The organism is Parafrankia discariae (assembly GCF_000373365.1).
Taxonomy (GTDB): domain Bacteria; phylum Actinomycetota; class Actinomycetes; order Frankiales; family Frankiaceae; genus Parafrankia; species Parafrankia discariae.
This window is the reverse complement of the sequence record NZ_KB891104.1, coordinates 1-19,903: the sequence shown is the minus strand read 5'-3', so window position 1 is coordinate 19,903 and position 19,903 is coordinate 1. Positions and strand designations below refer to the sequence as shown.

Annotated in this window: 17 protein-coding genes; 9 read left to right on the top strand and 8 right to left on the bottom strand. The window is 71.0% G+C overall.

What is annotated here, in order from left to right; all coding sequences use genetic code 11:
- Positions 1-83: 83 nt before the first annotated feature.
- The gene (locus B056_RS0104145) at positions 84-1,733 is read right to left on the bottom strand and encodes an aldo/keto reductase (protein WP_018500644.1); all 1,650 of its coding nucleotides are present in this window, start codon (positions 1,731-1,733) and stop codon (positions 84-86) included.
- A gap of 243 nt (positions 1,734-1,976) precedes the next feature.
- On the opposite strand from B056_RS0104145, the gene B056_RS0104140 reads away from it, so the two are divergent.
- Both B056_RS0104140 and B056_RS0104135 read left to right on the top strand, forming a co-directional pair.
- Positions 1,977-3,236 carry an aromatic ring-hydroxylating oxygenase subunit alpha gene (locus B056_RS0104140; RefSeq protein ID WP_018500643.1) on the top strand — a complete coding sequence of 420 codons (1,260 nt, stop codon included), beginning with the start codon at positions 1,977-1,979 and terminating at the stop codon, positions 3,234-3,236.
- 88 nt (positions 3,237-3,324) lie between these two features.
- Positions 3,325-3,747, top strand: a complete 423-nt coding sequence (locus B056_RS0104135; protein WP_018500642.1) for a PPOX class F420-dependent oxidoreductase — start codon at positions 3,325-3,327, stop codon at positions 3,745-3,747.
- Here B056_RS0104135 and B056_RS0104130 read toward each other — a convergent pair.
- The 7 genes from B056_RS0104130 to B056_RS0104100 all read right to left on the bottom strand — a co-directional run bounded on the left by B056_RS0104130 (position 3,719) and on the right by B056_RS0104100 (position 10,370).
- The gene (locus B056_RS0104130; protein ID WP_018500641.1) at positions 3,719-4,258 is read right to left on the bottom strand and encodes a nuclear transport factor 2 family protein; all 540 of its coding nucleotides are present in this window, start codon (positions 4,256-4,258) and stop codon (positions 3,719-3,721) included. The two genes, B056_RS0104135 and B056_RS0104130, sit on opposite strands and share 29 nt — an antisense overlap.
- Before the next feature lie 107 nt (positions 4,259-4,365).
- Positions 4,366-4,923 (bottom strand): nuclear transport factor 2 family protein, encoded by a 558-nt coding sequence (locus B056_RS0104125; RefSeq protein WP_018500640.1) that lies wholly within the window; start codon positions 4,921-4,923, stop codon positions 4,366-4,368.
- 121 nt (positions 4,924-5,044) lie between these two features.
- Positions 5,045-5,905 carry an SDR family NAD(P)-dependent oxidoreductase gene (locus B056_RS0104120; protein WP_018500639.1) on the bottom strand — a complete coding sequence of 287 codons (861 nt, stop codon included), beginning with the start codon at positions 5,903-5,905 and terminating at the stop codon, positions 5,045-5,047.
- Positions 5,906-5,929: 24 nt separating this feature from the next.
- Positions 5,930-7,114 carry an amidohydrolase family protein gene (locus B056_RS0104115; RefSeq protein WP_018500638.1) on the bottom strand — a complete coding sequence of 395 codons (1,185 nt, stop codon included), beginning with the start codon at positions 7,112-7,114 and terminating at the stop codon, positions 5,930-5,932.
- A 12-nt stretch (positions 7,115-7,126) separates the two neighbouring features.
- The gene (locus B056_RS0104110; RefSeq protein WP_018500637.1) at positions 7,127-8,449 is read right to left on the bottom strand and encodes an acyl-CoA dehydrogenase family protein; all 1,323 of its coding nucleotides are present in this window, start codon (positions 8,447-8,449) and stop codon (positions 7,127-7,129) included.
- Complete coding sequence (locus tag B056_RS0104105) at positions 8,446-9,582, bottom strand: acyl-CoA dehydrogenase family protein (RefSeq protein WP_018500636.1); 1,137 nt, start codon at positions 9,580-9,582, stop codon at positions 8,446-8,448. The genes B056_RS0104110 and B056_RS0104105 overlap by 4 nt, the downstream gene beginning before the upstream one ends.
- A gap of 227 nt (positions 9,583-9,809) precedes the next feature.
- On the bottom strand, positions 9,810-10,370 hold the full coding sequence (locus B056_RS0104100; protein WP_018500635.1) for a TetR/AcrR family transcriptional regulator: 561 nt from the start codon (positions 10,368-10,370) through the stop codon (positions 9,810-9,812).
- Positions 10,371-10,678: 308 nt separating this feature from the next.
- Between B056_RS0104100 and B056_RS0104095 the strand changes: the two genes are divergently transcribed.
- From B056_RS0104095 to B056_RS0104065, 7 genes are all read left to right on the top strand, one after another.
- Positions 10,679-11,992 carry a cytochrome P450 gene (locus B056_RS0104095; RefSeq protein WP_018500634.1) on the top strand — a complete coding sequence of 438 codons (1,314 nt, stop codon included), beginning with the start codon at positions 10,679-10,681 and terminating at the stop codon, positions 11,990-11,992.
- A gap of 149 nt (positions 11,993-12,141) precedes the next feature.
- Positions 12,142-13,737, top strand: coding sequence for an SMP-30/gluconolactonase/LRE family protein (locus B056_RS0104090; RefSeq protein ID WP_018500633.1), 1,596 nt, complete (start codon positions 12,142-12,144; stop codon positions 13,735-13,737).
- Between the two features lie 7 nt (positions 13,738-13,744).
- Positions 13,745-14,590, top strand: a complete 846-nt coding sequence (locus tag B056_RS0104085) for an SDR family NAD(P)-dependent oxidoreductase (RefSeq protein WP_018500632.1) — start codon at positions 13,745-13,747, stop codon at positions 14,588-14,590.
- Between the two features lie 89 nt (positions 14,591-14,679).
- Complete coding sequence (locus tag B056_RS0104080; RefSeq protein ID WP_018500631.1) at positions 14,680-16,062, top strand: aromatic ring-hydroxylating oxygenase subunit alpha; 1,383 nt, start codon at positions 14,680-14,682, stop codon at positions 16,060-16,062.
- An 86-nt stretch (positions 16,063-16,148) separates the two neighbouring features.
- Positions 16,149-17,975 carry a flavin-containing monooxygenase gene (locus tag B056_RS0104075; protein ID WP_026239299.1) on the top strand — a complete coding sequence of 609 codons (1,827 nt, stop codon included), beginning with the start codon at positions 16,149-16,151 and terminating at the stop codon, positions 17,973-17,975.
- 42 nt (positions 17,976-18,017) lie between these two features.
- Positions 18,018-18,959, top strand: a complete 942-nt coding sequence (locus B056_RS0104070; RefSeq protein ID WP_018500629.1) for an SDR family NAD(P)-dependent oxidoreductase — start codon at positions 18,018-18,020, stop codon at positions 18,957-18,959.
- Positions 18,960-19,123: 164 nt separating this feature from the next.
- Positions 19,124-19,903 (top strand): thiamine pyrophosphate-binding protein (locus B056_RS0104065; RefSeq protein WP_018500628.1); only part of this gene is annotated, 780 nt, incomplete at its 3' end.

Below are 19,903 nucleotides of genomic sequence, written 5' to 3'. Positions count from 1 at the left end.
CGGACGGCACGCGAGCACGGGCCGCCCGACTCCTCGCGGCCACGCGTGTCGGCAGGCGGGGGTGCCGCGCCGGCCGCGGACGGTCATCCCCGGAGGTGGGCGGCCCTTTCCAGCCCGACCGCGATCTCGGTCGAAAGCTCGATGCCCAGGGCCGCGAGGTGCTCGTCCAGTTGGGCCACGGCGGCCACGTCGAGGGTGATCGAGGTGACGGGTCTCGTCCGCTGCCAGGCCAGCGACAGCTGCGCGGTCGTGCATCCCAGTTCCGCCGCCGCGGCCCTCACGGCGGCCGCCGCGGCGGCGTCGGCCGGTCCGTGTCCGTATCCGGTGCTGATCAGGCCGAGGCCCTCCTCCGCCAGCAGCGGGAGGTGCTCGCGTTCGAGCTCCCGGGCGAGCAGGTCGTACCGCCCGCGGAACGAGACGAACCGCGCCCGGCCCAGCCGGTCGCTGACCGACAGCGCCTTCATCACCCGGTGGACGCGCAGGTTGGCGGCCCCGACGTAGAGGACCTTGCCGGCGCGCACCAGGTCGTCCAGCGCTTCGACCGTCTCCTCCAGCGGGGTCGTCGGGTCGTCGACGTCGAGCTGGAGCAGGTCGAGATGGTCCGTCCGGAGCCGGCGGAGGATCGACTCACAGGCGGCCCGGAGGTGGCGGCGGCTGTTCCCGCCCTCCCGGGGCTCCGGGCCGGTCGGCGGCCCGACGCTCGCGGCCAGCACGACGCTCGCGCGCCGGTCCCGCACCGCGCGGCCGCAGAGCTCCAGCACGGCACCGTCCGGAGCGGTGCCGCCCGGGCCGGTGCCGCCCGGGCCCGGGCCGGCGGCGGGGGTGGTGTCGAGGAGGTTGCCGCCGGCGTCGAGGAAGCGGTGGATGACGCCGATCGCGGCCCGCTCGTCGCGGCCCGCGGGCCCGGTGCCGAGGGCCGTGGCTCCCAGCGCGAACCGGGAGACGGTCAGCCCGCTGCGACCGAGCCGCCGGTACTCCATCGGCCCGCTCGCGCGCTGGACGGCCGCCGGCCCGTTCGTCCGCCAGCCGGCGGGCCTCCCCCCGGCGGGCCGGCCGACCTCGGCCGGGTGCGGGCCCGCCGTGGTCTCCGGCCTGGCCAGGACGCCGTTGAGGAAGAGGCTCACCGCGTGGTGGAGGTGCTCCTCCTCGACCTCGGGGGTCCGGTAGATGCCGTAGGCGGCCAGCCACGCCGGCATCGCGCCGACCATGGCGAAGAACTGCTCGGCGGCGAGGTCGACGTCCCCGACGACCACGGTGCCCGCGCTCTCGTGCCGGCGCAGCACATCAATGATCAGCTGGACCCGCGGTGACCAGGTGACGGCCTGCGAGCTGACCGCGAACTCGGGGAAGCGCGCGGACTCGGCGATCGCCATCCGGCTCAGGCGGACGATGTCGGGGTCGACCGACCGGGCCAGGATCGCCCGCGCGATCACGGTCAGGCTCTCGGCGAGGTCGTCGGGCAGCGGTTCGAGGACGCGCTCGTCGCGCTCCTGGCGGGTGAGTGCCCACGAGCTCACCGCGATGAACAGCGTCCGCTTGTCGGGGTAGCGGGCGTACAGGGTGCTCTTGGTGATGCCCGCGGCCTGCGCCACGGCCTCCATCGTGGTGCCGTCGTAGCCCGACTCCAGGAACGTGTCGACGGCGGCCCGCCGGAGCCGCTCGGTCAGCCTGGCGGCCTCCGTCGCCGTGGGGCGCCCGGCCCGTGAACGCTCGCCACCCGCCCTGGACTCCATCCAGTAAAGCTACGGGTGCGTCGGATTCGGGTCAAGGTCGACGGCGGCGCCCTCCGAGCACTCCCGAGGCCGACGGGTGCGATCCTGGTCTGCCGGTCGCCGCAGGCTGTTGACCCAAACCATACGGGCTCGTAGGGTTCATTCTCACGCGGCTGGAGAAACGGCACGCGGACGGATCGTTTCGGAGCTCGCGGTGACCCGTGGCCACGCGGCTCGTACGTGCATCGGCTCGGAGGTAGACGGATGGCGCACTTCCCGAAGCCCGCGGAGGGCAGCTGGACCGAGCACTACCCGGATCTCGGTACCGGGTTCGTCTCGTTCGAGGACTCGATCTCGCCCGAGCACTATGAGCTGGAGCGCAAAGCGATCTTCGAGCGGACCTGGCTCAATGTCGGCCGGGTCGAGCAGATCCCGCGGACCGGCAACTACTTCACGAAGGAGATCAAGGCCGCGCGCGCGTCGCTGATCGTCGTCCGCGACGCCGAGGGCGAGGTCCGCGCGTTCCACAACGTCTGCCGGCACCGCGGCAACAAGCTGGTGTGGAACGACTTCCCCCAGGAGGAGACGCAGGGCACGGCCCGCCAGTTCCAGTGCAAGTACCACGCCTGGCGTTACGGGCTCGACGGCTCCTGCACGTTCGTCCAGCAGGAGTCCGAGTTCTTCGACATCGACCGGGCGCAGCTCGGTCTGGTGCCGGTGCGCTGTGAGCTGTGGGAGGGCTTCATCTTCGTCAACCTCGACAGCGAGGGCACGACCCCGCTGGCCGAGTACCTGGGTCGCTTCGCGAAGGGCCTGCAGGGCTATCCCTTCGGCGAGATGACCGAGGTCTACAAGTACCGCGCCGAGGTCGGGAGCAACTGGAAGCTCTACATCGACGCGTTCGCGGAGTTCTACCACGCACCCGTCCTGCACGCGAAGCAGTACGTGGGCGACGAGTCACGCAAGCTGCTGGGCTACGGCTACGAGTCCCTGCACTACGACCTCGACGGGTCGCACTCGATGCAGTCGGCGTGGGGCGGGATGTCGCCGCCCAAGGACCTCAACATGGTGAAGCCGATCGAGCGGGTCCTGCGCAGCGGCAACTTCGGGCCCTGGGACCGGCCCGACCTCGAGGGCCTGAACCCGCTGCCGCCGGGGGTCAACCCGGCCGGCCACCCGGCCTGGGGCCTGGACTCCTACGTCTTCTTCCCGAACTTCATGATCGTGGTGTGGGCGACCGGCTGGTACCTCACCTACCACTACTGGCCGACGGCGTACAACCAGCACATCTTCGAGGGCACGCTGTACTTCGTGCCGCCGCGGACCGCGCAGGACCGGATCCGCCAGGAGCTGGCCGCGGTCACCTTCAAGGAGTTCGCGCTGCAGGACTGCAACACCCTCGAGGCCACCCAGACCATGCTCGAGTCCCGTGTGGTCTCGCGGTTCCCGCTCAACGACCAGGAGCTCGCCATCCGGCACCTGCACAAGACCGCGAGCGACTACGTGGCCGGGTACCAGGGCTAGCCGGGCAGCGCGGGCCAGCACGCGGGGCCGGCGCCCGATCGGCGTCGGCCCTTGACCTGAAGTCCGCTTCAGGTCCGATGCTGGCCGCATGGACCTCACCGAGACCGAACGTGCGTACCTGGCCGGCCAGCGGCTCGGCCGGCTGGCGACCGTCGCCCCGGGCGGCGCGCCGCAGAACTCTCCGGTCGCCTTCCGCGTCAACGAGGCGACCGGCACGATCGACATTCACGGGTACGACCTGGGCGCCAGCCGGAAGTTCCGCAACGTCGCGGCCACCGGCGTGGTGTCCCTCGTCGTCGACGACATCGCCTCCGTCGACCCGTGGCGGGTGCGCGGCGTGGAGATCCGGGGGACGGCGGAGGCGCTGACCGATCAGGACCCGCCGCAGCGCCATCTCAGCCGTGAGGTCATCCGCATCCATCCCGTCCGGATCATCAGCTGGGGTGTCGATCCGGACGGGGCGGCGCCGCGCGCCCGCGGGGTCAGTCGGACTTCTGCTGGAACAGCGTGACGCTGTGGTCGCCGTTCGCGCTGCCCACATAGTGGTCGGCGAGGAACGGGGTGCCCATGACCCCCTGCGACCAGTCCACCGACTGCCCGAAGTCCCGGAACCAGTCGTAGAGCATGGTGCGGTGCGCGATGCGCCACTCCCCGTCCCGCTTCTCCAGCCGGTCCACGTACCGGCCGCCGATCACCACGTCGTGCTCCTGCTCACCGAAGTCGATCCGGTGGTAGGAGGTCACGTGGGTCTCGGCCACCGCGGTGTCACCCGTGACGTCGATCAGGGTCTGGCCCAGCGTGTGCAGGGTGACGGGAATCGAGGGCGCGCCGGGCACGACCCACGCCAGGTACTCCTTGAACGTGCCGCGGAAGATCCCGTGGTCGTCGGTCGCGTCCGGCCAGTAGGCCCCGCTGATCAGGTCCGCGTCGCGCCGGTCCTCGCCCCGGGCCAGCCGGGCGAGGACGTCGCGGATCCGTTCACGGTCCAGGACGAAGCTCAGGTCGTCGGCACTGATACTCATATCCGGCTCACCTCGTGGTTGGCGAAGGGGTGGAACGGGTCGGCGGCAGCCCCGGGCCGGCCAGGCCGGCCCGGGGCTGCCGCCGACCAGGGCTGGCCGGGCCGGGCCTAGGGAATCTGCGGCTTGCGGGTGTTGATCAACGGCCGCCGGTAGGAGGGGTCCTCCTTGCTGCGGGCCGGAGCGCCGTCGAGGTGGATGTCCGGCACGTCGGAGAACGGGATCTCCATGGTGGGCACCAGGCCGGACCACTCGATGGCGTTGGTGCGCAGCGCGATCCGCCAGACGCCGTCGCGCCGTTCCAGCCGGTCGATGTAACGGCCGCCGGCGATCCAGTTGGAGTCGTCGCGGTTGCGCCCGACGAACAGGTAGTACGTCTCGGTGTGCGCGGTGTCGCCGTCGATGTCGACGGTGACGTTGAGCAGGTTGTGGTGGGTGGCCACCTGGCCCTGCTCGTGCCCGGGGGCCGCCCAGTCGTACAGCTCGACCGGGCCGCCGACGAACGGGCCGGCGGCGATCACGGCGTCGGGGTGGAAGGCGGAGAGGAACAGCTCGCGGTCGAAGCGGTCCATGCCCCGGCTGAACCGGGTCAGGCAGTCGAGAATGTCCTGCCGCTCGAGCAGTCCTTCGAGTCGGGCGAGCTTCTCGGCGGTGATGGGCTGACTCATCGTCCCTCGCGGTGGCGTGTGCCGGCGTCGACGTCGACGCCGGGGGGTGGAGATGCGGGTCGCGGGTGTGGTGGTGTGCGCTCTGCGGAGCCGGGTGCGGCGTGCCCGGTTCAGAGGGCCGCTAGACGGGGGACCAGAGCGGGGCGCCGCGCTGGGCGCGCAGTGACGGGATGACCTTCCCGTCGAGGTCGGTGACGCCGTACTCCTGGGCCAGCTCGGCGGTGATGAAGGTGCCCCCGGAGTGCCGCAGCAGATCCGGGTCCCGGGCGAGCGCCGCGATGACGCGGCCGGGGAACTCCGGCGAGCAGCCGATCGTCGGGTTGGTGACGAGCTGCTCCTTCATCGCGGGGTTCTGCGCGATGTTGCGCTCAGCCCGCTCGGTGAAGGTGAGGCCCTGCCACAGCGAGAGCGACGCCACGTTGTGCGGCTTGAGCTCGACGGCCATGTCCCGGGCCATCCGGTCGACCGCGGACTTGCAGGTCCCGAAGACGACGCCGTAGGTGTAGGTCACCCCCACGTAGCCGGAGATGGCCACGATCAGGCCGGCCCGGTTCGGAACCATGAGCCGCGCCGCGTGCCAGGCGGCCACGAAGTTCGACCGCACCCCGACGTCGACCATCTCCCAGTTCGACAGCGGCTTCTCCCAGAACGGGTTCGGCTCCGTCAGGTCCTCGGGTAGCGAGAAGGCGTTGTTGACCAGGATGTCGAGCCGGCCCTGCTCCCGCTCGACCTGCTCGAACAGCGCGGCGACCTGCTCGTCGTCACCGTGGTCGACCTGCACGGCGACGCCCCTGCCGCCCCGGCGGTCCACCTCCGCCGCGGTCTCCCCGACCGTGCCGGGAAGCGGATGCGAGCCGGGGGACACCGTCCGCCCGGTGACGTAGACCGTCGCGCCCTCGTCGGCGAGCGCGAGGGCGATGCCCTTGCCGATGCCCCGGCTGGCGCCGGTGACGACGGCGACCCGGCCCGAAAGTAAACCCATGCGAACTCCCAGCTGGTTGCCTGTTCAGACCGCGGCCGACACTTTCATGAGCTGGGCGAGGTTGCCGCCCATGAGCTTGCGCACGAGCGGTTCCGGCAGGTGCGCGAGCTCGTCGAGGTAGCTGAGCGGGTTCGCCAGGCCCTCCGGATGCGGATAGTCGGACCCGAACAGCACGTGGTCCTCGCCGAGGACCTTGGTCAGCGCGCCGAGGTCCTCCTCCCAGAACGGGCTGACGTAGACGTTGCGCCGGATCACGTCGATCGGGTTCTCGGGGAAGTCGTGCGGCATCTTCTTGTACAGGTTGCGCATCGCGTCCATCAGCGGGGCGACCCAGCTCATCCCGTTCTCGACGACGGCCACCTTCAGCCGGGGGAAACGGGACAGCGCACCGTGGCAGACGAGCGCCGAGACCGCGTCCTCGACCGGCCGCCAGGCCTGCAGCATCTGGAACGGGTTCGGCTGGAACGGCAGCATCTCGCGGTTGGCACCCAGCCACTCGCCGCTGTAGCGGGCGTACCCGCTGTCGGACGAGTGCAGCGCGACGAGGATGTCGGCCTCCTGCACCCGGGCCCAGAACGGGTCGAACTCCGGCAGGCCGAACGAGCGCGGCCCGCGCAGGCCCGGCACGGGCGCCGGCCGGACGAGGATGACCCGGGCGCCCCGTTCGAGGACCCACTCCAGTTCCTCGACGGCCTTCTCCACGATCGGCAGGGTGATCACCGGCGTGGTGAAGATCCGGTCCTCGTAGTTGAACTGCCAGGTCTCGTACAGCCACTCGTTGAGCGAGTGGATGACGGCGTGGACGAGGTCCGCGTCGTCGCGCATCCGCTCCTCGATCAGGCTGGCGAGCGTGGGGAACATCAGGGTGCGGTCGAGCCCCTGCTCGTCCATGACCTTGATCCGCGCGGCCGGTTCCCGCCAGGCGTCGATGGAGCGCACCGGCTTGCCGAAGATCTCCCGGTACGTCTTCCCCTCGGGGTTGCCGTGCCGGTAGTAGTCCTCCTGTGCCCCCGGACGGGCGACGACCTCGAAGGTCGGGTTCGGGATGTACTGGCTGATCTGCCCGCGCACGACGATCTTCGTCCGGCCGTGCACGTCGACGTAGTCGATCGCGCCCCGGTAGCGCGCCGGCAGGAACTTGGTGAGCGCGTCCTGGGTCTCGTACAGGTGGTTGTCGGCGTCGAACACCGGAATGTCGTGGGTGGGCATCACACCTCCTGGTCAGGAGCGGCCGGATCCCCCGCGGGGCACGTCACGGAAGGCACGGTCACGGTCGAGGGCGGGCTCGCGGGGCATGCCGAGGACCCGCTCGCTGATCACGTTGCGGGCCATCTCGGTGGTCCCGCCGCCGATGCAGGTGGTCTGGCGCAGCAGGAAGTCGTTCCCGCACTCGGCCACCGCGCCGTCGTCGGTGGCCCAGGCCGCGCCCGCCGAGCCGGCGATGTCGTACGCCATGCTGGTGACGCGGGTGGAGGCGATGCCGGCGAACAGCCGCCCGATGGCGGCCGACTGGTCGGGCATCCGGCGGGAGACGACGCCGCGGCCGATCCGGCCCTGCAGCGACTCGCGGACCAGGTCGAGTACCCGGCCCTCGCCGATGAGGTCGCGCGTCCGGGGCTCGTCGAGGCGGCCGGCGTCGCGGGCGACGTCCACCAGGACGGTGGCGTCGACCCCGCCGTAGGACCAGCCGGCGGGGACGGTGACGAACGGGGAGTTGTGCAGCATCCGCTCGTGGAACATCCACCGGGTGCCGACGGTCCAGCCGTTGTCGACCTCGCCGATCCGGTCGGTGTCGGGGACCCGGACGTCGGTGATGAACTCCTGGCAGAACTCCTTGTTGCCGTTGAGCATCTCGATGCGCTGGACGTCGATGCCGTCCTGGCGCAGCGGCATGATGAACACGGTGAGCCCGCGGTGCTTGGGGACGTCCCAGTTCGTGCGGGCCAGGCAGAGCGCCCAGTCCGACCACCAGGCCCCGGTCGTCCAGATCTTCGAGCCGTTGAGGATCCAGTCGTCGCCCTCGCGCACGGCGGTGGTCAGCGCGCCGGCGACGTCCGAACCGCTGCTGGGCTCGGAGAGGAACTGCATCCAGATCTCCTCGCCCTTGAGGATGGCGGGGAGGTGGCGCTCCTTCTGCTCCGGGGTGCCGAACTCGAGGAGCACCGCGGCGCACGGCGAGAACGTCGGCGCCTGCAGCCGGCCCGGGTACTCGAAGCCGGTGATCTCCTCGTTGAACGCCCGCTGGTGTTCCGGCGACAGGCCCTGCCCGCCGTACTCGCGCGGGAAGCAGATGCCGGCGAGGCCGGCGTCGAACAGCATCCGCTGGATCTGCCGCTCGCGGGCGACGGCGGCGAGCTCCTGCTCGTCCGTCGTGTCCGCCCGCATGACGCCGGCACCCTCGTTGCGCTGGAGGGGACGCAGGTTGGCGCGGATCCACGTGCGTGCCCGCCGGCGGAAGTCCGCGACGCTCTCGGTGCCGGCCGCGGCCGTGTCGCCCGCCGCGGCGGCATCCGTGCCGGCGGCGGTGCTGCTGTCGGACGTCATGCCCGCTCCTTGAGGTGCTCGACGACGGCGGCGACGCGCTGGCGGTGCTCGGCCGGCGTGCCGCACAGCGCCCGGTTCACGGTGACGCGGCGCAGGTACAGGTGCAGGTCGTGCTCGTAGGTCACGCCGATCCCGCCGTGCAGCTGGACGCAGTCCTGCAGTAGCTCCGTGCCGTAGTCGCCGATGAAGGACTTCGCCGCGCTCACCAGCTCCCCGGCGTCGGGGGAGCCGGCGTCGACGGCGGCCGCGGCGCTGTCGTTGACCGCGTGCGCGCCTTCCAGCCAGGTCTTCATGTCGGCGAAACGGTGCTTGAGCGCCTGGTAGGACGCGAGCGGCCGGCCGAAGGAGTAGCGCTCGAACGCCCAGCGGACGGTCATGTCGAAGGCGGCCTGCATCGCGCCGACCGTCTCGGCGTTGAGGATGACGATCGCGAGCTGGAGCTGGCGCTCGATCTGGTCGGCCGCCGCGCCGAGCTCGCCGACGACGGCGGCGCGCGGCACCCGGACGCCGTCCATCCGGACGGCGAAGAACCGCCGGGTCAGGTCGACCGTGCGCAGCGGCTCCACCGTCACCCCGGGCGTGGCCGCGGGCACGATCAGCTGGGTGAGCCCCTGGTCGCCGCGGGCGGCGACGAGCAGGTGCCCGGCCTGGGCGGCCGACTCGACCGGGCGGCTGACCCCGTCGAGGACGAGGTCGTCGCCGTCGACCCGCAGCGCGAGGCCGACGCTGTCGAGCCCGTCCAGCGGCGGCGGCCCGCCGAGGCACCACGCCGCCACCGTGGCACCCGAGAGGATGTCGGCGAGGACCGCGGAGTGCGCCGGACCGGCCGCGCCGAGCGCGGCGGCGACGGCGTTGGCGGCGGCCAGCGGCCCGGGCGCGGCCCGCAGGCCGAACTCGTGCGCGACCAGCGTCAGGTCGACGAGGGCGGACCCGCTGATCGATCCGCCGCCCTGCTCCTCACCGACCAGCAGGGACGTCCAGCCCAGCTCGGCTCCGCCCTGCCAGTAGTCCGCCTCGAAGCCGGCGGGGTCGTGACGCAGGCGGCGGACCGCCTCGGCCGGCACCCGGTCCGCGAGGTATCTCGCGGTGGCCTCCCTGAGGACCTCCTGGTCGGGACTCAACTCCAGCAGCACGATCCGTCACCTCGCGTCATCCGGCTCCCTTGCCCGACGCCTGCCGCGGCTCGGGTCGCGCCGCGTGGGCTTCCGTCCGACCGCGGCCGCACGGGGAGGCGGTGCTCGCCCGTGGTTCAGGACCGGTCCGGTGGACTAGGCCGCCACGATACGGACCGCCGGTCCACATACGCAAGAGGGTGCTCCGGATACGTGGGAGGGCGCTCCGGATCTGATCCGCCGCCCCCTCAGCTGCCGGCGAGGCGGTGCAGGCCGGTGCGGACCCGCTCGGGGTCCATCTGGCGGCCGGAGACGAGATAGTCGACGACGTCGGCCCGCAGAGCGGTGAACAGCACGTGCGCCAAATAGTCGGTGTTCTCGCCCGGGCGCACGGCGGCCAGGCGCCGGTCGAGCTCGCCGATCCAGTACCGGCTGGACGGGTTGGAGTAGTAGGCGCGCGGGCCGTGGTGCTCGAGCGCGCGGATCAGGGTGCGGTTCGTCCAGACGAAGTCGAGCAGGGAGTCGAGGTAGGCGTGCAGCGCGGCGACGGGCTCCCCGCCGGGGCCGAGCGGGGGAGGCCCGTGCTCGACGCGGGCCAGCATCGCGGCCACCCGCGGGTACAGGACGGCCTCGATCAGCGCGGTGCGGTCGCCGAAACGGCGGAAAAGGGTGCCCTTGCCGACCCCCGCGGCCCGGGCGATGTCGTTCATCGACACCTGCTCGGCGCCGTCGCGGTCGAACAGGTCCGCCGCGGCCGCGAGGATCGCGGCCCGGTTGCGGGCGGCGTCGGCGCGCTCGGAACCGGCCACCGCTGCACCTCCTCGCGCCGATGTGCTCGGACCTCTGGTGTGCTCGGACCTCTGGTGTGCTCGGACCTCTGGTGTGCTGGGAACTCGGGCTCGCGTCGATGTGCCCGGACCTCTTGCCGATGTGGACCGCCGGTCCGTATCGTAGCGGCCTAGTTCGCAGGACCGGTCCGATCGAGGGGAAGGCGATTCGGGGTGCAGCGCGGACCAGGCGTCGGACCGTCGCGGGGAATGGCGCCGAACGCTGCGGACAACGGGTCATTCGCTTCAGGGCCAGCGGGACACGCGCACAGCGGTGTCGAAGGGATGCGGTGCAGACGGTGAAGGACATCGAGGCGATCGACTTCTTCCGGGGTGACGAGCTCGTCGCGGACCCTTATCCCTATTTCCACGCGCTGCGGGAGCAGTGTCCGGTCCACCGCGAGCCGCACCACGACGTGGTGATGGTGACGGGCTACGAGGAAGCCGTCTCGGTGTTCCACGACTCCGACCGGTTCTCCTCGTGCATCTCGGTGACCGGGCCGTTCCCCGGGTTCCCGGTCCCGCTCGATGGCCTCGAGGGTGACGAGATCTCCGAGCTGATCGAGCGGCACCGCGCCGACCTGCCGATGAGCGACCAGCTGCCCACGTTCGACCCGCCGACGCACACCGATCACCGCGCGCTGCTGATGCGGCTGATCACGCCGAAGCGGCTCAAGGAGAACGAGGAGTTCATCTGGCGGCTCGCCGACCGCCTGCTGGACGACTACCTCGCCAGCGGCGAGGGCGAGTTCATCCGCGGCTTCGCCGGCCCCTTCGCCCTGCTCGTCATCGCCGACCTGCTCGGCGTGCCCGAGGAGGACCACGAGGAGTTCGCCGACCGGCTGCAGCACCGGCCGGCGGCTGAGGGCGGCGGCGTGGGCAGCACCGGCGACCACTCGATGGAGCACTCGCCGCTGCAGTTCCTCTACGACCGCTTCACGACCTACATCGAGGCCCGTCGCCGGGATCCCCGCGACGACGTCCTCACCGGGCTGGCCACCGCGACGTTCCCGGACGGCTCCACCCCCGAGATCATCGACGTCGTGCGGGTGGCCGCGAACCTGTTCTCCGCCGGCCAGGAGACCACCGTCCGGCTGGTCAGCACCGCGGCGAAGCTGATCGCCGACAATCCCGGCCTGCAGCGCCTGCTGCGCGCCGAGCGCGAACGGATCCCGAACTTCATCGAGGAGACGCTGCGGCTGGAGAGCCCGGTCAAGGGCGACTTCCGGCTGGCCCGGGTGTCGACCACGGTCGGTGGGGTCGACATCCCCGCCGGCGCCACGGTGATGGTCGTGAACGGGGCCGCGAACCGCGACCCCCGCCGCTTCGCCGACCCGGACACGCTCGACGTCGCCCGCCCCAACGCGCGTCAGCACATCGCGTTCGGGCGCGGCATCCACAGCTGCCCCGGCGCGCCACTGGCCCGGGCCGAGGCCCGGGCGGGAATCGAGCGGCTGCTCGACCGCACGGCCGACATCCGGATCTCCGAGCGCGTGCACGGTCCCGCGGGCGCCCGCGACTACCAGTACCTCCCGACGTTCATCCTGCGCGGTCTGACCCACCTGCAGCTCGAGTTCACGCCGGCGGCGTCCGACTCCCGGTAATGGCCCTCCCCGGTGAGAACCGGTCCCGGTGAGAACCGGCCCCGGTGAGACCGGCCCGCGGCGTGAGTCGACATCCCGCCCGGGCCGGCAGCCGAAATTCCTCATCTCAACGACTTCATCCCAACGACGAGGTTCGGGAGTCCGTCACCATGGTGTCGCAAGGGGCGCGCTACAGCGCCGCATCCATCGGCCTCGCCGAAGGATGGAGCCTGGATCGGCTCACCTCGCCGAGCAGACTGTTCGGCGCGAACGGATTACGCACCGGCCCGGACGGCCGGGTCTACGTGGCGCAGGTGACCGGCAGCCAGATCAGCGCGCTGGACGTCGCGACCGGCCAGCTGGAGACCATCAGCGCCAAGGGCGGCGAGATCATCGCCCCCGACGACGTGGCCTTCGGCCCGCAGGGCGACCTCTACGCCACCGAGGTCATGGACGGCCGGGTGAGCGTGCGCGGCGCCGACGGGACCACCCGGGTGCTGCGCGACGACCTCCCCAGCGTCAACGGCATCACCGTCCACCAGGGCCGGTTGTTCGTCAACGAGTGCCGGGTCGGCGGGCGCCTGATGGAGCTCGACCTCGCCGGCGGGGCGCCCCGCGTGCTGGTCGAGGAACTGGCGATGCCCAACGCCATGGAGGTCGGCCCCGACGGCCTCCTGTACTACCCGGTGATGGGGACGAACGACATCTGGCGGATCGACCCCGAGGGCGGCGAGCCGCAGCGGGTCGTCGGAGACCTCGGTGTCCCCGACTCGGTGAAGTTCGACCCCGAGGGCTTCATCGTCTCCACCCAGGTCGCCACCGGTGAGGTGCTGCGGATCAACCCGCGCAACGGCGAGCGCACCGTGCTGGCCACCCTCACCCCGGGCCTGGACAACTGCACCTTCGTCGGCGACCGGCTGTTCGTCTCGAACTTCACCGGGTCGATCACCGAGATCCTCGGCGGCGGGGCGACCCGCGAGACGCTGCCGGGCGGGCTGAACTGGCCGCTGGACCTCACCGTCGGCGAGGACGGCGACCTCTACATCGCCGACGGGACGTACTTCTACCGCCTGAGCCCCGGGGGCCGGCCGGAGACGCTCGGCATGCTGTTCAGCCCGGGCTACCCGGGCTTCGTCCGCGGGGTCACCGCCGTCGGCGCGGGCGAGTTCGTCGTCACCACCTCGGGCGGGCAGGTCACGCGCTACCGGCCGGCGAGCGCGGAGAGCGAGGTGCTCGCCGACGAGCTCGACCAGCTCTACGGCGTGGCGGTCGCCCCGGGCGGCGACATCGTCGCCGCCGAGTTCGGCAAGGGCCGGGTGCTGTCCATCCGCTCCGGTCGGGTGGAGGAGCTGGCGTCCGGCCTAAACGATCCGCTGGGCGTCGCGTTCGGCGCGGACGGCACGCTCTTCGTCTCCGAGTCGGGTGCCGGGCGGGTCGTCACGATCTCCGGTTTCCGCGTCGACACGGCGGTCGACGGCCTGGTGCAACCGCAGGGCATCCTCGTCCGCGGCGGCCAGCTCCTCATCGTCGACGCCGGCACGAAGCAGCTGATCAGCGTCGACCTCGGCACCGGGGCCCGGCAGACCATCGCCCGTGACCTTCCGGTGGGAGCCCCTCCCGGCGTGACGCCCAAGCCGCTGCGCGGGCTGCCGCCCTTCTCCGGGCCGCAGGGCCCGTTCGCGGGCATCGCCGCTGGGCCGGACGGCACGATCTACCTGTCCGCGGATGCCGAGGGCAGCGTGCTCGCCCTGCGGCGGGAAGCCTGAGGCCGCCATGACGAACGAGTTCCTCAACCTGAACGGGCGCATCGTCATCGTCTCCGGCGCCGGCGGTGGCGGCATCGGGACCGCGGTGGCGAGCACCGTGGCCCGGGCCGGGGCGACCGTGCTCGCGGTGAGCCGCTCCCAGGAGAACCTCGACACGCACATCGGGCCGCTGGTGAAGGAGGGGCTGCCGGTCGTGCCGGTCGCGGCGGACGCCTCGACCGACGAGGGCATCGCGACGGTGCTGAACGCGGCCTCGCGGACGGAAGGCGACCTGTACGGGCTGGTCAACGTCGCCGGCGGGGCCGACCCCGCGACGTGGATGCCCGCGACCCGGGTGACCCGGGAGGACTGGCGCGCGCTGTTCACCCAGAACCTCGAGACGATGTTCTTCTTCAGCCAGGCGGTCGCCGCCGAGCTCAAGTCGCAGGGCCGCCCGGGGTCGATCGTGTCGGTCTCCTCGATCAGCGGCATGAACACGGCGCCGTTCCACATCGCCTACGGCACCGCCAAGGCGGGGGTGGTGGCGGCGACGCGCACGCTGGCCGTCGAGCTCGCCGGCAACGACATCCGGGTGAACGCCGTGGCACCCGGGGTGACCGCGACCCCGTCGTCGGGCGCGTACGTGGACGCCGACCCGGACCGCGACCGCCGCGCCATCACCGCTGGCCGCCGCGGCCGCCCGGAGGAGCAGGCCGGAGCGATCCTGTTCCTCCTCTCGGACCTGTCCTCCTACATCACCGGACAGACGATTCTGGTGGACGGCGGCCTGAACCTCAGATGGACCCATCTGGGCGCCGACAACACGTCCCTTTTCCTGAAGGACGAGGAGTTCCGCGCGTCCCTCCTGCGCTGATGCCTCGAAACGAGTCTGTTTTCCTGTTAGATCCCGGACCTAGGCCACACCCGAACCCGATTACCCCGTGACACGGGTTGGAGAATGTCATGAGCGAGACTCTCGACAACATCCAGGAAACAGTTTCCACACCGGTCGAGCCGCTGTCGGAACCGCTCGAGATCGGAGTGGAGGCGTATCTCTCCCCGGAGTACGCCCGGGCCGAACGGGACAAGCTGTGGCGGAAGGTCTGGCAGCAGGTCGGCCGGGTCGAGGAGATTCCGCGGGTCGGTGACTTCCTGACCTACGAGATCCTCGACGACTCGCTCGTTGTGGTGCGCTCGGCTCCGGACCGGATCCGGGCGTACCACAACGTCTGCTCGCACCGGGGCCGCCGGCTGGTGGACACCCCGCAGGGGGCTCGCGACGCCCGCGGCCAGCTGCGGCAGTTCGTCTGCGGCTTCCACGGCTGGCGGTACAACCTCGACGGCGAGAACACGTTCGCGGCCGAGCGCGAGGACTGGCCGTGCGGGCTGACCGACGAGAAGGCCGGGCTCAAGGACGTCCAGGTCGACACCTGGGGCGGCTGGATCTGGATCAACCTGGACCCGGACGCCGAGCCGCTGCGGCAGTACCTGGAGCCGGCGGCGTCGCTGCTCGACCCGTTCCAGCTGGAGAACATGCGCTACCGGTGGCGGAAGTGGCTGGTCTTCGACTGCAACTGGAAGGTCGCCCTCGAGGCCTTCATGGAGACCTATCACGTGCCCTACACCCACCCGGAGTTCATGAACTTCGGGAACTTCCTGGGCTGGGCGCGGGCGCAGGGCCGGCACAGCAACATCGGCTACGACGCGCCGAAGGGCCTGGAGGAGAACCAGGCGAAGCTGCGGATCGGCAGCGGCCCCGACGCCCGGCTGTCGACGATCGAGCTGCAGAACTTCACCTGGGAGAACGCGAACACCAACACCACCCGGACCCTCGTCGACGCCGCCCAGCGGCTGACCGAGGAGCTGCCGGAGGGCACGCCCCCGGGCGAGGTGCTCCAGCACTGGCTGGCCTCCGCCCGGCGCGACGACGCCGCCCGCGGGGTGGTGTGGCCGACGGTCCCCCCGGAGATCGTCGCGAAGAGCGGCACCGCCTGGCAGATCTTCCCGAACTTCCAGATCGGGCACGCGCCGAACAACATGCTCTGCTACAGCGCCCGGCCGTACGGCTACGACCCCGACAAGTGCATCTTCGAGGCCGCCGTCTACGAGCTCTATCCGGCCGGCGAGGAGCCGGAGACGAAGTGGGAGTTCACCCCGCCGGAGGACCCGGGCTGGCGCACGGTGTTGCCGCAGGACTTCGCGAACATGTCGGCCGTGCAGCAGGGCATGAAGTCGGGCGGTTTCTCCGGGCCGAAGCCCAATCCGTACCGCGAGCGCAGCGTCGTGAACCTGCACCACAACCTGGCCAAGTACATGGGCACCGGCGAGCCTCACAAACTCGCCTAGACCCGCCTGGACCCCGCCTCTCCCGCGAATCTCCCCGCGGCGCCTGACGAGTGACCCGAGCACCAGCCCAGATCCGAGGAATGTGCATGCAGAACTGTGCCCCGACCGAGACTCCCGAGGTCGACCATGACGCGCTCCGGACGAAGTACCTGGGAGAGCGGGACAAGCGCCTGCGCCGTGAGGGGCAGAAGCAGTACGTGGTGACCGAGGGCGAGTTCGAGGAGTTCTACGAGGCCGACCCGTACACACCCGTCGTGCCCCGCACGCCGATCGTCGAGGACATCGACGTGGCGATCTTAGGCGGTGGCTGGGCGGGCCTGGTGGCCGCGGCGCGACTCAAGGAGAAGGGCGTCACCGACTTCCGGATCATCGACATGGCCGGTGACTTCGGTGGCGTGTGGTACTGGAACCGGTATCCCGGAATCCAGTGCGACACCGACAGCTACTGCTACCTCCCGCTGCTCGAGGAGGTCGGCTACATCCCGAAGGAGAAGTACGCCCGGGGCGACGAGTGCCTGGAGCACGCCCAGCGCATCGGGAAGCACTTCGGCCTGTACGAGCACGCGGTGTTCAGCACGATGATCCGCTCGCAGGAGTGGGACGAGCAGGCGAAACGCTGGAAGATCACCACGAACCGCGGTGACGAGATCAGCGCCCGGTTCGTGGTGATGTGCCAGGGGCCCTTCAACCGGCCGAAGCTGCCGGGCATCCCCGGCATCGCCGACTACCAGGGCCACACGATCCACACCGCCCGGTGGGACTACGAGTACTCCGGCGGCGACCTGCACGGCGGGCTGGACAAGCTCGCCGGCAAGAAGGTCGCGGTGATCGGTACCGGGGCCAGCGGTGTGCAGGTCATCCCGCACATCGCGCAGAGCGCCGAGCACCTGTACGTGTTCCAGCGCACCGCCTCCTCGATCGACGAGCGCGGCGACGTCCCGACCGACCCGGAGTGGGCCGCGACGTTGCAGCCGGGCTGGCAGGATGAGCGGCGGCGCAACTTCCACGCCGCGGCCTACGAGGCGTTCGCGCCGGGGCAGCCGGACCTGATCTGCGACGGCTGGACCGAGATCAGCCGTAACCTGCAGGCGCAGCTGGACGCGACCAACGGCTGGGCGGCGCTGGCCGACCCGGCGAAGTTCATGGAGCTGCGCGAGCTCGTCGACTACCAGGTCATGGAGCGGCTGCGGCAGCGGATCGACGCGATCGTCGAGGATCCGGCGACCGCCGAGGCGCTGAAGCCGTACTACCGGTTCCTGTGCAAGCGGCCGTGCTTCAATGACCTGTACCTGCCGACCTTCAACCGCCCCAACGTCACCCTGATCGACGTGGCGCAGACCAAGGGCGTCGAGCGGATCACCGCGAAGGGCCTCGTCGCGAACGGCGTCGAGTACGAGGTCGACTGCATCGTGTTCGCCAGCGGCTTCGAGATCACCAGCGACCTCGACCGCCGGCTCGCGATCCACCCGTACGCCGGCCGCGAGGGCCGGTCGCTCTACGAGCACTGGGTCGACGGCTACCGCACCCTGCACGGCATGATGACCCACGGCTTCCCGAACCAGTTCTTCACCGGCTACATCCAGGGCGGCGTCACGGCGGCCGTGCCGGCGATGTTCGAGCAGCAGTCCGTGCACATCGCCCACATCATCTCCCAGACCCTCGCCCGCGGCGCGGTGACCGTCGAACCCACCTTCGACGCGCAGGAGGGGTGGGTCGCGGCGGTCCGGGCCGCGGAGATCGACAACACCAACTTCGCGCGGGAGTGCACGCCCGGCTACTACAACAACGAGGGCGAGCAGCAGATCCGGTCGGTCCTCGGCGACCCCTACTGGGCCGGCTTCTACGCCTTCGGCGAGCTGCTGCAGGAGTGGCGCGACTCAGGCGACATGGCGGGGCTCGTCCTCGGGGAATGACAACCACCCGCCTGCTCACCCATGTCGCGAGAGGACCACTCAATGTCTGAGGCCACACTGCCCGCGGCCCGGTTCGACGACCGGGTCGCCGTGATCACCGGTGCCGGCCGGGGGCTGGGGCGTGCCTATGCCCTGCTGCTCGGCTCGCTGGGCGCCAAGGTCGTCGTCAACGACCCGGGCGGCAGCATGAGCGGGGAGGGCCTCGACGCCGGCCCCGCCGAGCAGGTCGTCCAGGAGATCATCGCCGCCGGCGGCGAGGCCGTCGCCTCCACCGACTCGGTGGCCACCGCCGCGGGCGGCCAGGCGATCATCGACACGGCGGTCGACAGCTTCGGCCGGATCGACGTCCTCATCCACAACGCCGGCACGCACCGCCCGGCGCCGCTGGCGGAGATGACGTACGAGGACTTCGACGCCGTACTGGACGTCCACCTGCGCGGGGCGTTCCACGTCGTGCGGGCCGCGTTCCCGCTGATGGTCGCGGCGGGGTACGGCCGGATCGTGCTGACCTCGTCGATCGGCGGGCTGTACGGCAACGCCGGGGTCGTCAACTACGGCGTGTCCAAGACCGGCATGATCGGGCTGTCGAACGTGGCCGCGCTCGAGGGGGCCGCGTCGGGGGTGAAGAGCAACATCATCGTCCCCGCCGCGATCACCCGGATGGCGGAGGGGATCGACACCTCGGCCTACCCGCCGATGACGCCCGAGCTGGTGGCCCCCACCGTGGGCTGGCTCGCGCACGAGTCGTGCTCGATCACCGGGGAGATGCTGACCTCGATCGCCGGCCGGGTGGCCCGGGTCTTCATCGCCGAGACCCCGGGCGTGTACCAGCCGTCCTGGACGGTCGAGCAGGTCGGGGAGCAGCTCGAGACCATCCGCGACACGAGCGATCCCTGGATCCTGCCGGTCGTGCCCTCGGCGCACGTCGACCACATCGTCAACAGCTTCGCGATGGCCGCGAAGGGCGCAGCGAACGCGTCCTGACCACCGCACCGACACAGCACCACCCGCACCGACACCGCACCACCCGCACCGACACCGCAGTACGGCACTGACGCAGCACCGCAGCCACGGACCAGCGCAAACCCGGATCGGAAGGGGGATGGGAAACCGTACCGCGGGCCGGTACCGGCGTTCCCAGACTACCAATGGCGGTAAAAGTCTACGAGCGCATCCTCCAGTTGTTCGAGGCCGAGGGGATCAAGACGATCTTCGGTATTCCGGACCCGAACTTCGTGCACATGTTCCACCTCGCGCAGGAGCGTGGCTGGACCGTGGTGTCGCCGCACCATGAGGAGTCCGCCGGGTTCATGGCGGAGGCGGTGTCGCGGATGACGGGGAAGGCGGCGCTGGCGATCGGCACCCTGGGCCCGGGTGTCGCGAACCTGGCCGGCGCGATGATGTGCGCGAAGGTCGAGAACTCGCCGGTGATCTTCCTGGGTGGTCAGCGGGCCCGGATCACCGAGCAGCGGGTCCGCCGGGGGCGGATCCAGTTCGTGCAGCAGGCCGACCTGTTCGCGCCGTCGGTGAAGTACAGCGCGAGCATCGAGTACCCCGACCAGACCGACGAGATCATCCGTCAGGGTCTGCGCAAGGCCCTGTCGGGCACGCCGGGCCCGGTGTACATCGAGTACCCCTCGAACGTGATCCTCGAGGAGCTCGACGTCCCGGAACCCCTGCCGCCGGCGGCGTACCGGCTGGTGGACCAGACCGCGGGTCAGGACCGGATCGACGAGGCCGCGGCGTACATCCGCGCGGCCAGGCAGCCGATCCTGCTGGTCGGGCACGGGGTGCACACCTCCCGGGCGGGGGAGTCCGTGCGCGCGCTGGCCGAGGCGATGGCCTGCCCGGTCATCCAGACCTCCGGGGGCACCTCGTTCATCAAGGGCCTGGAGGACCGCACCTTCCCCTACGGCTTCTCCGCCGCG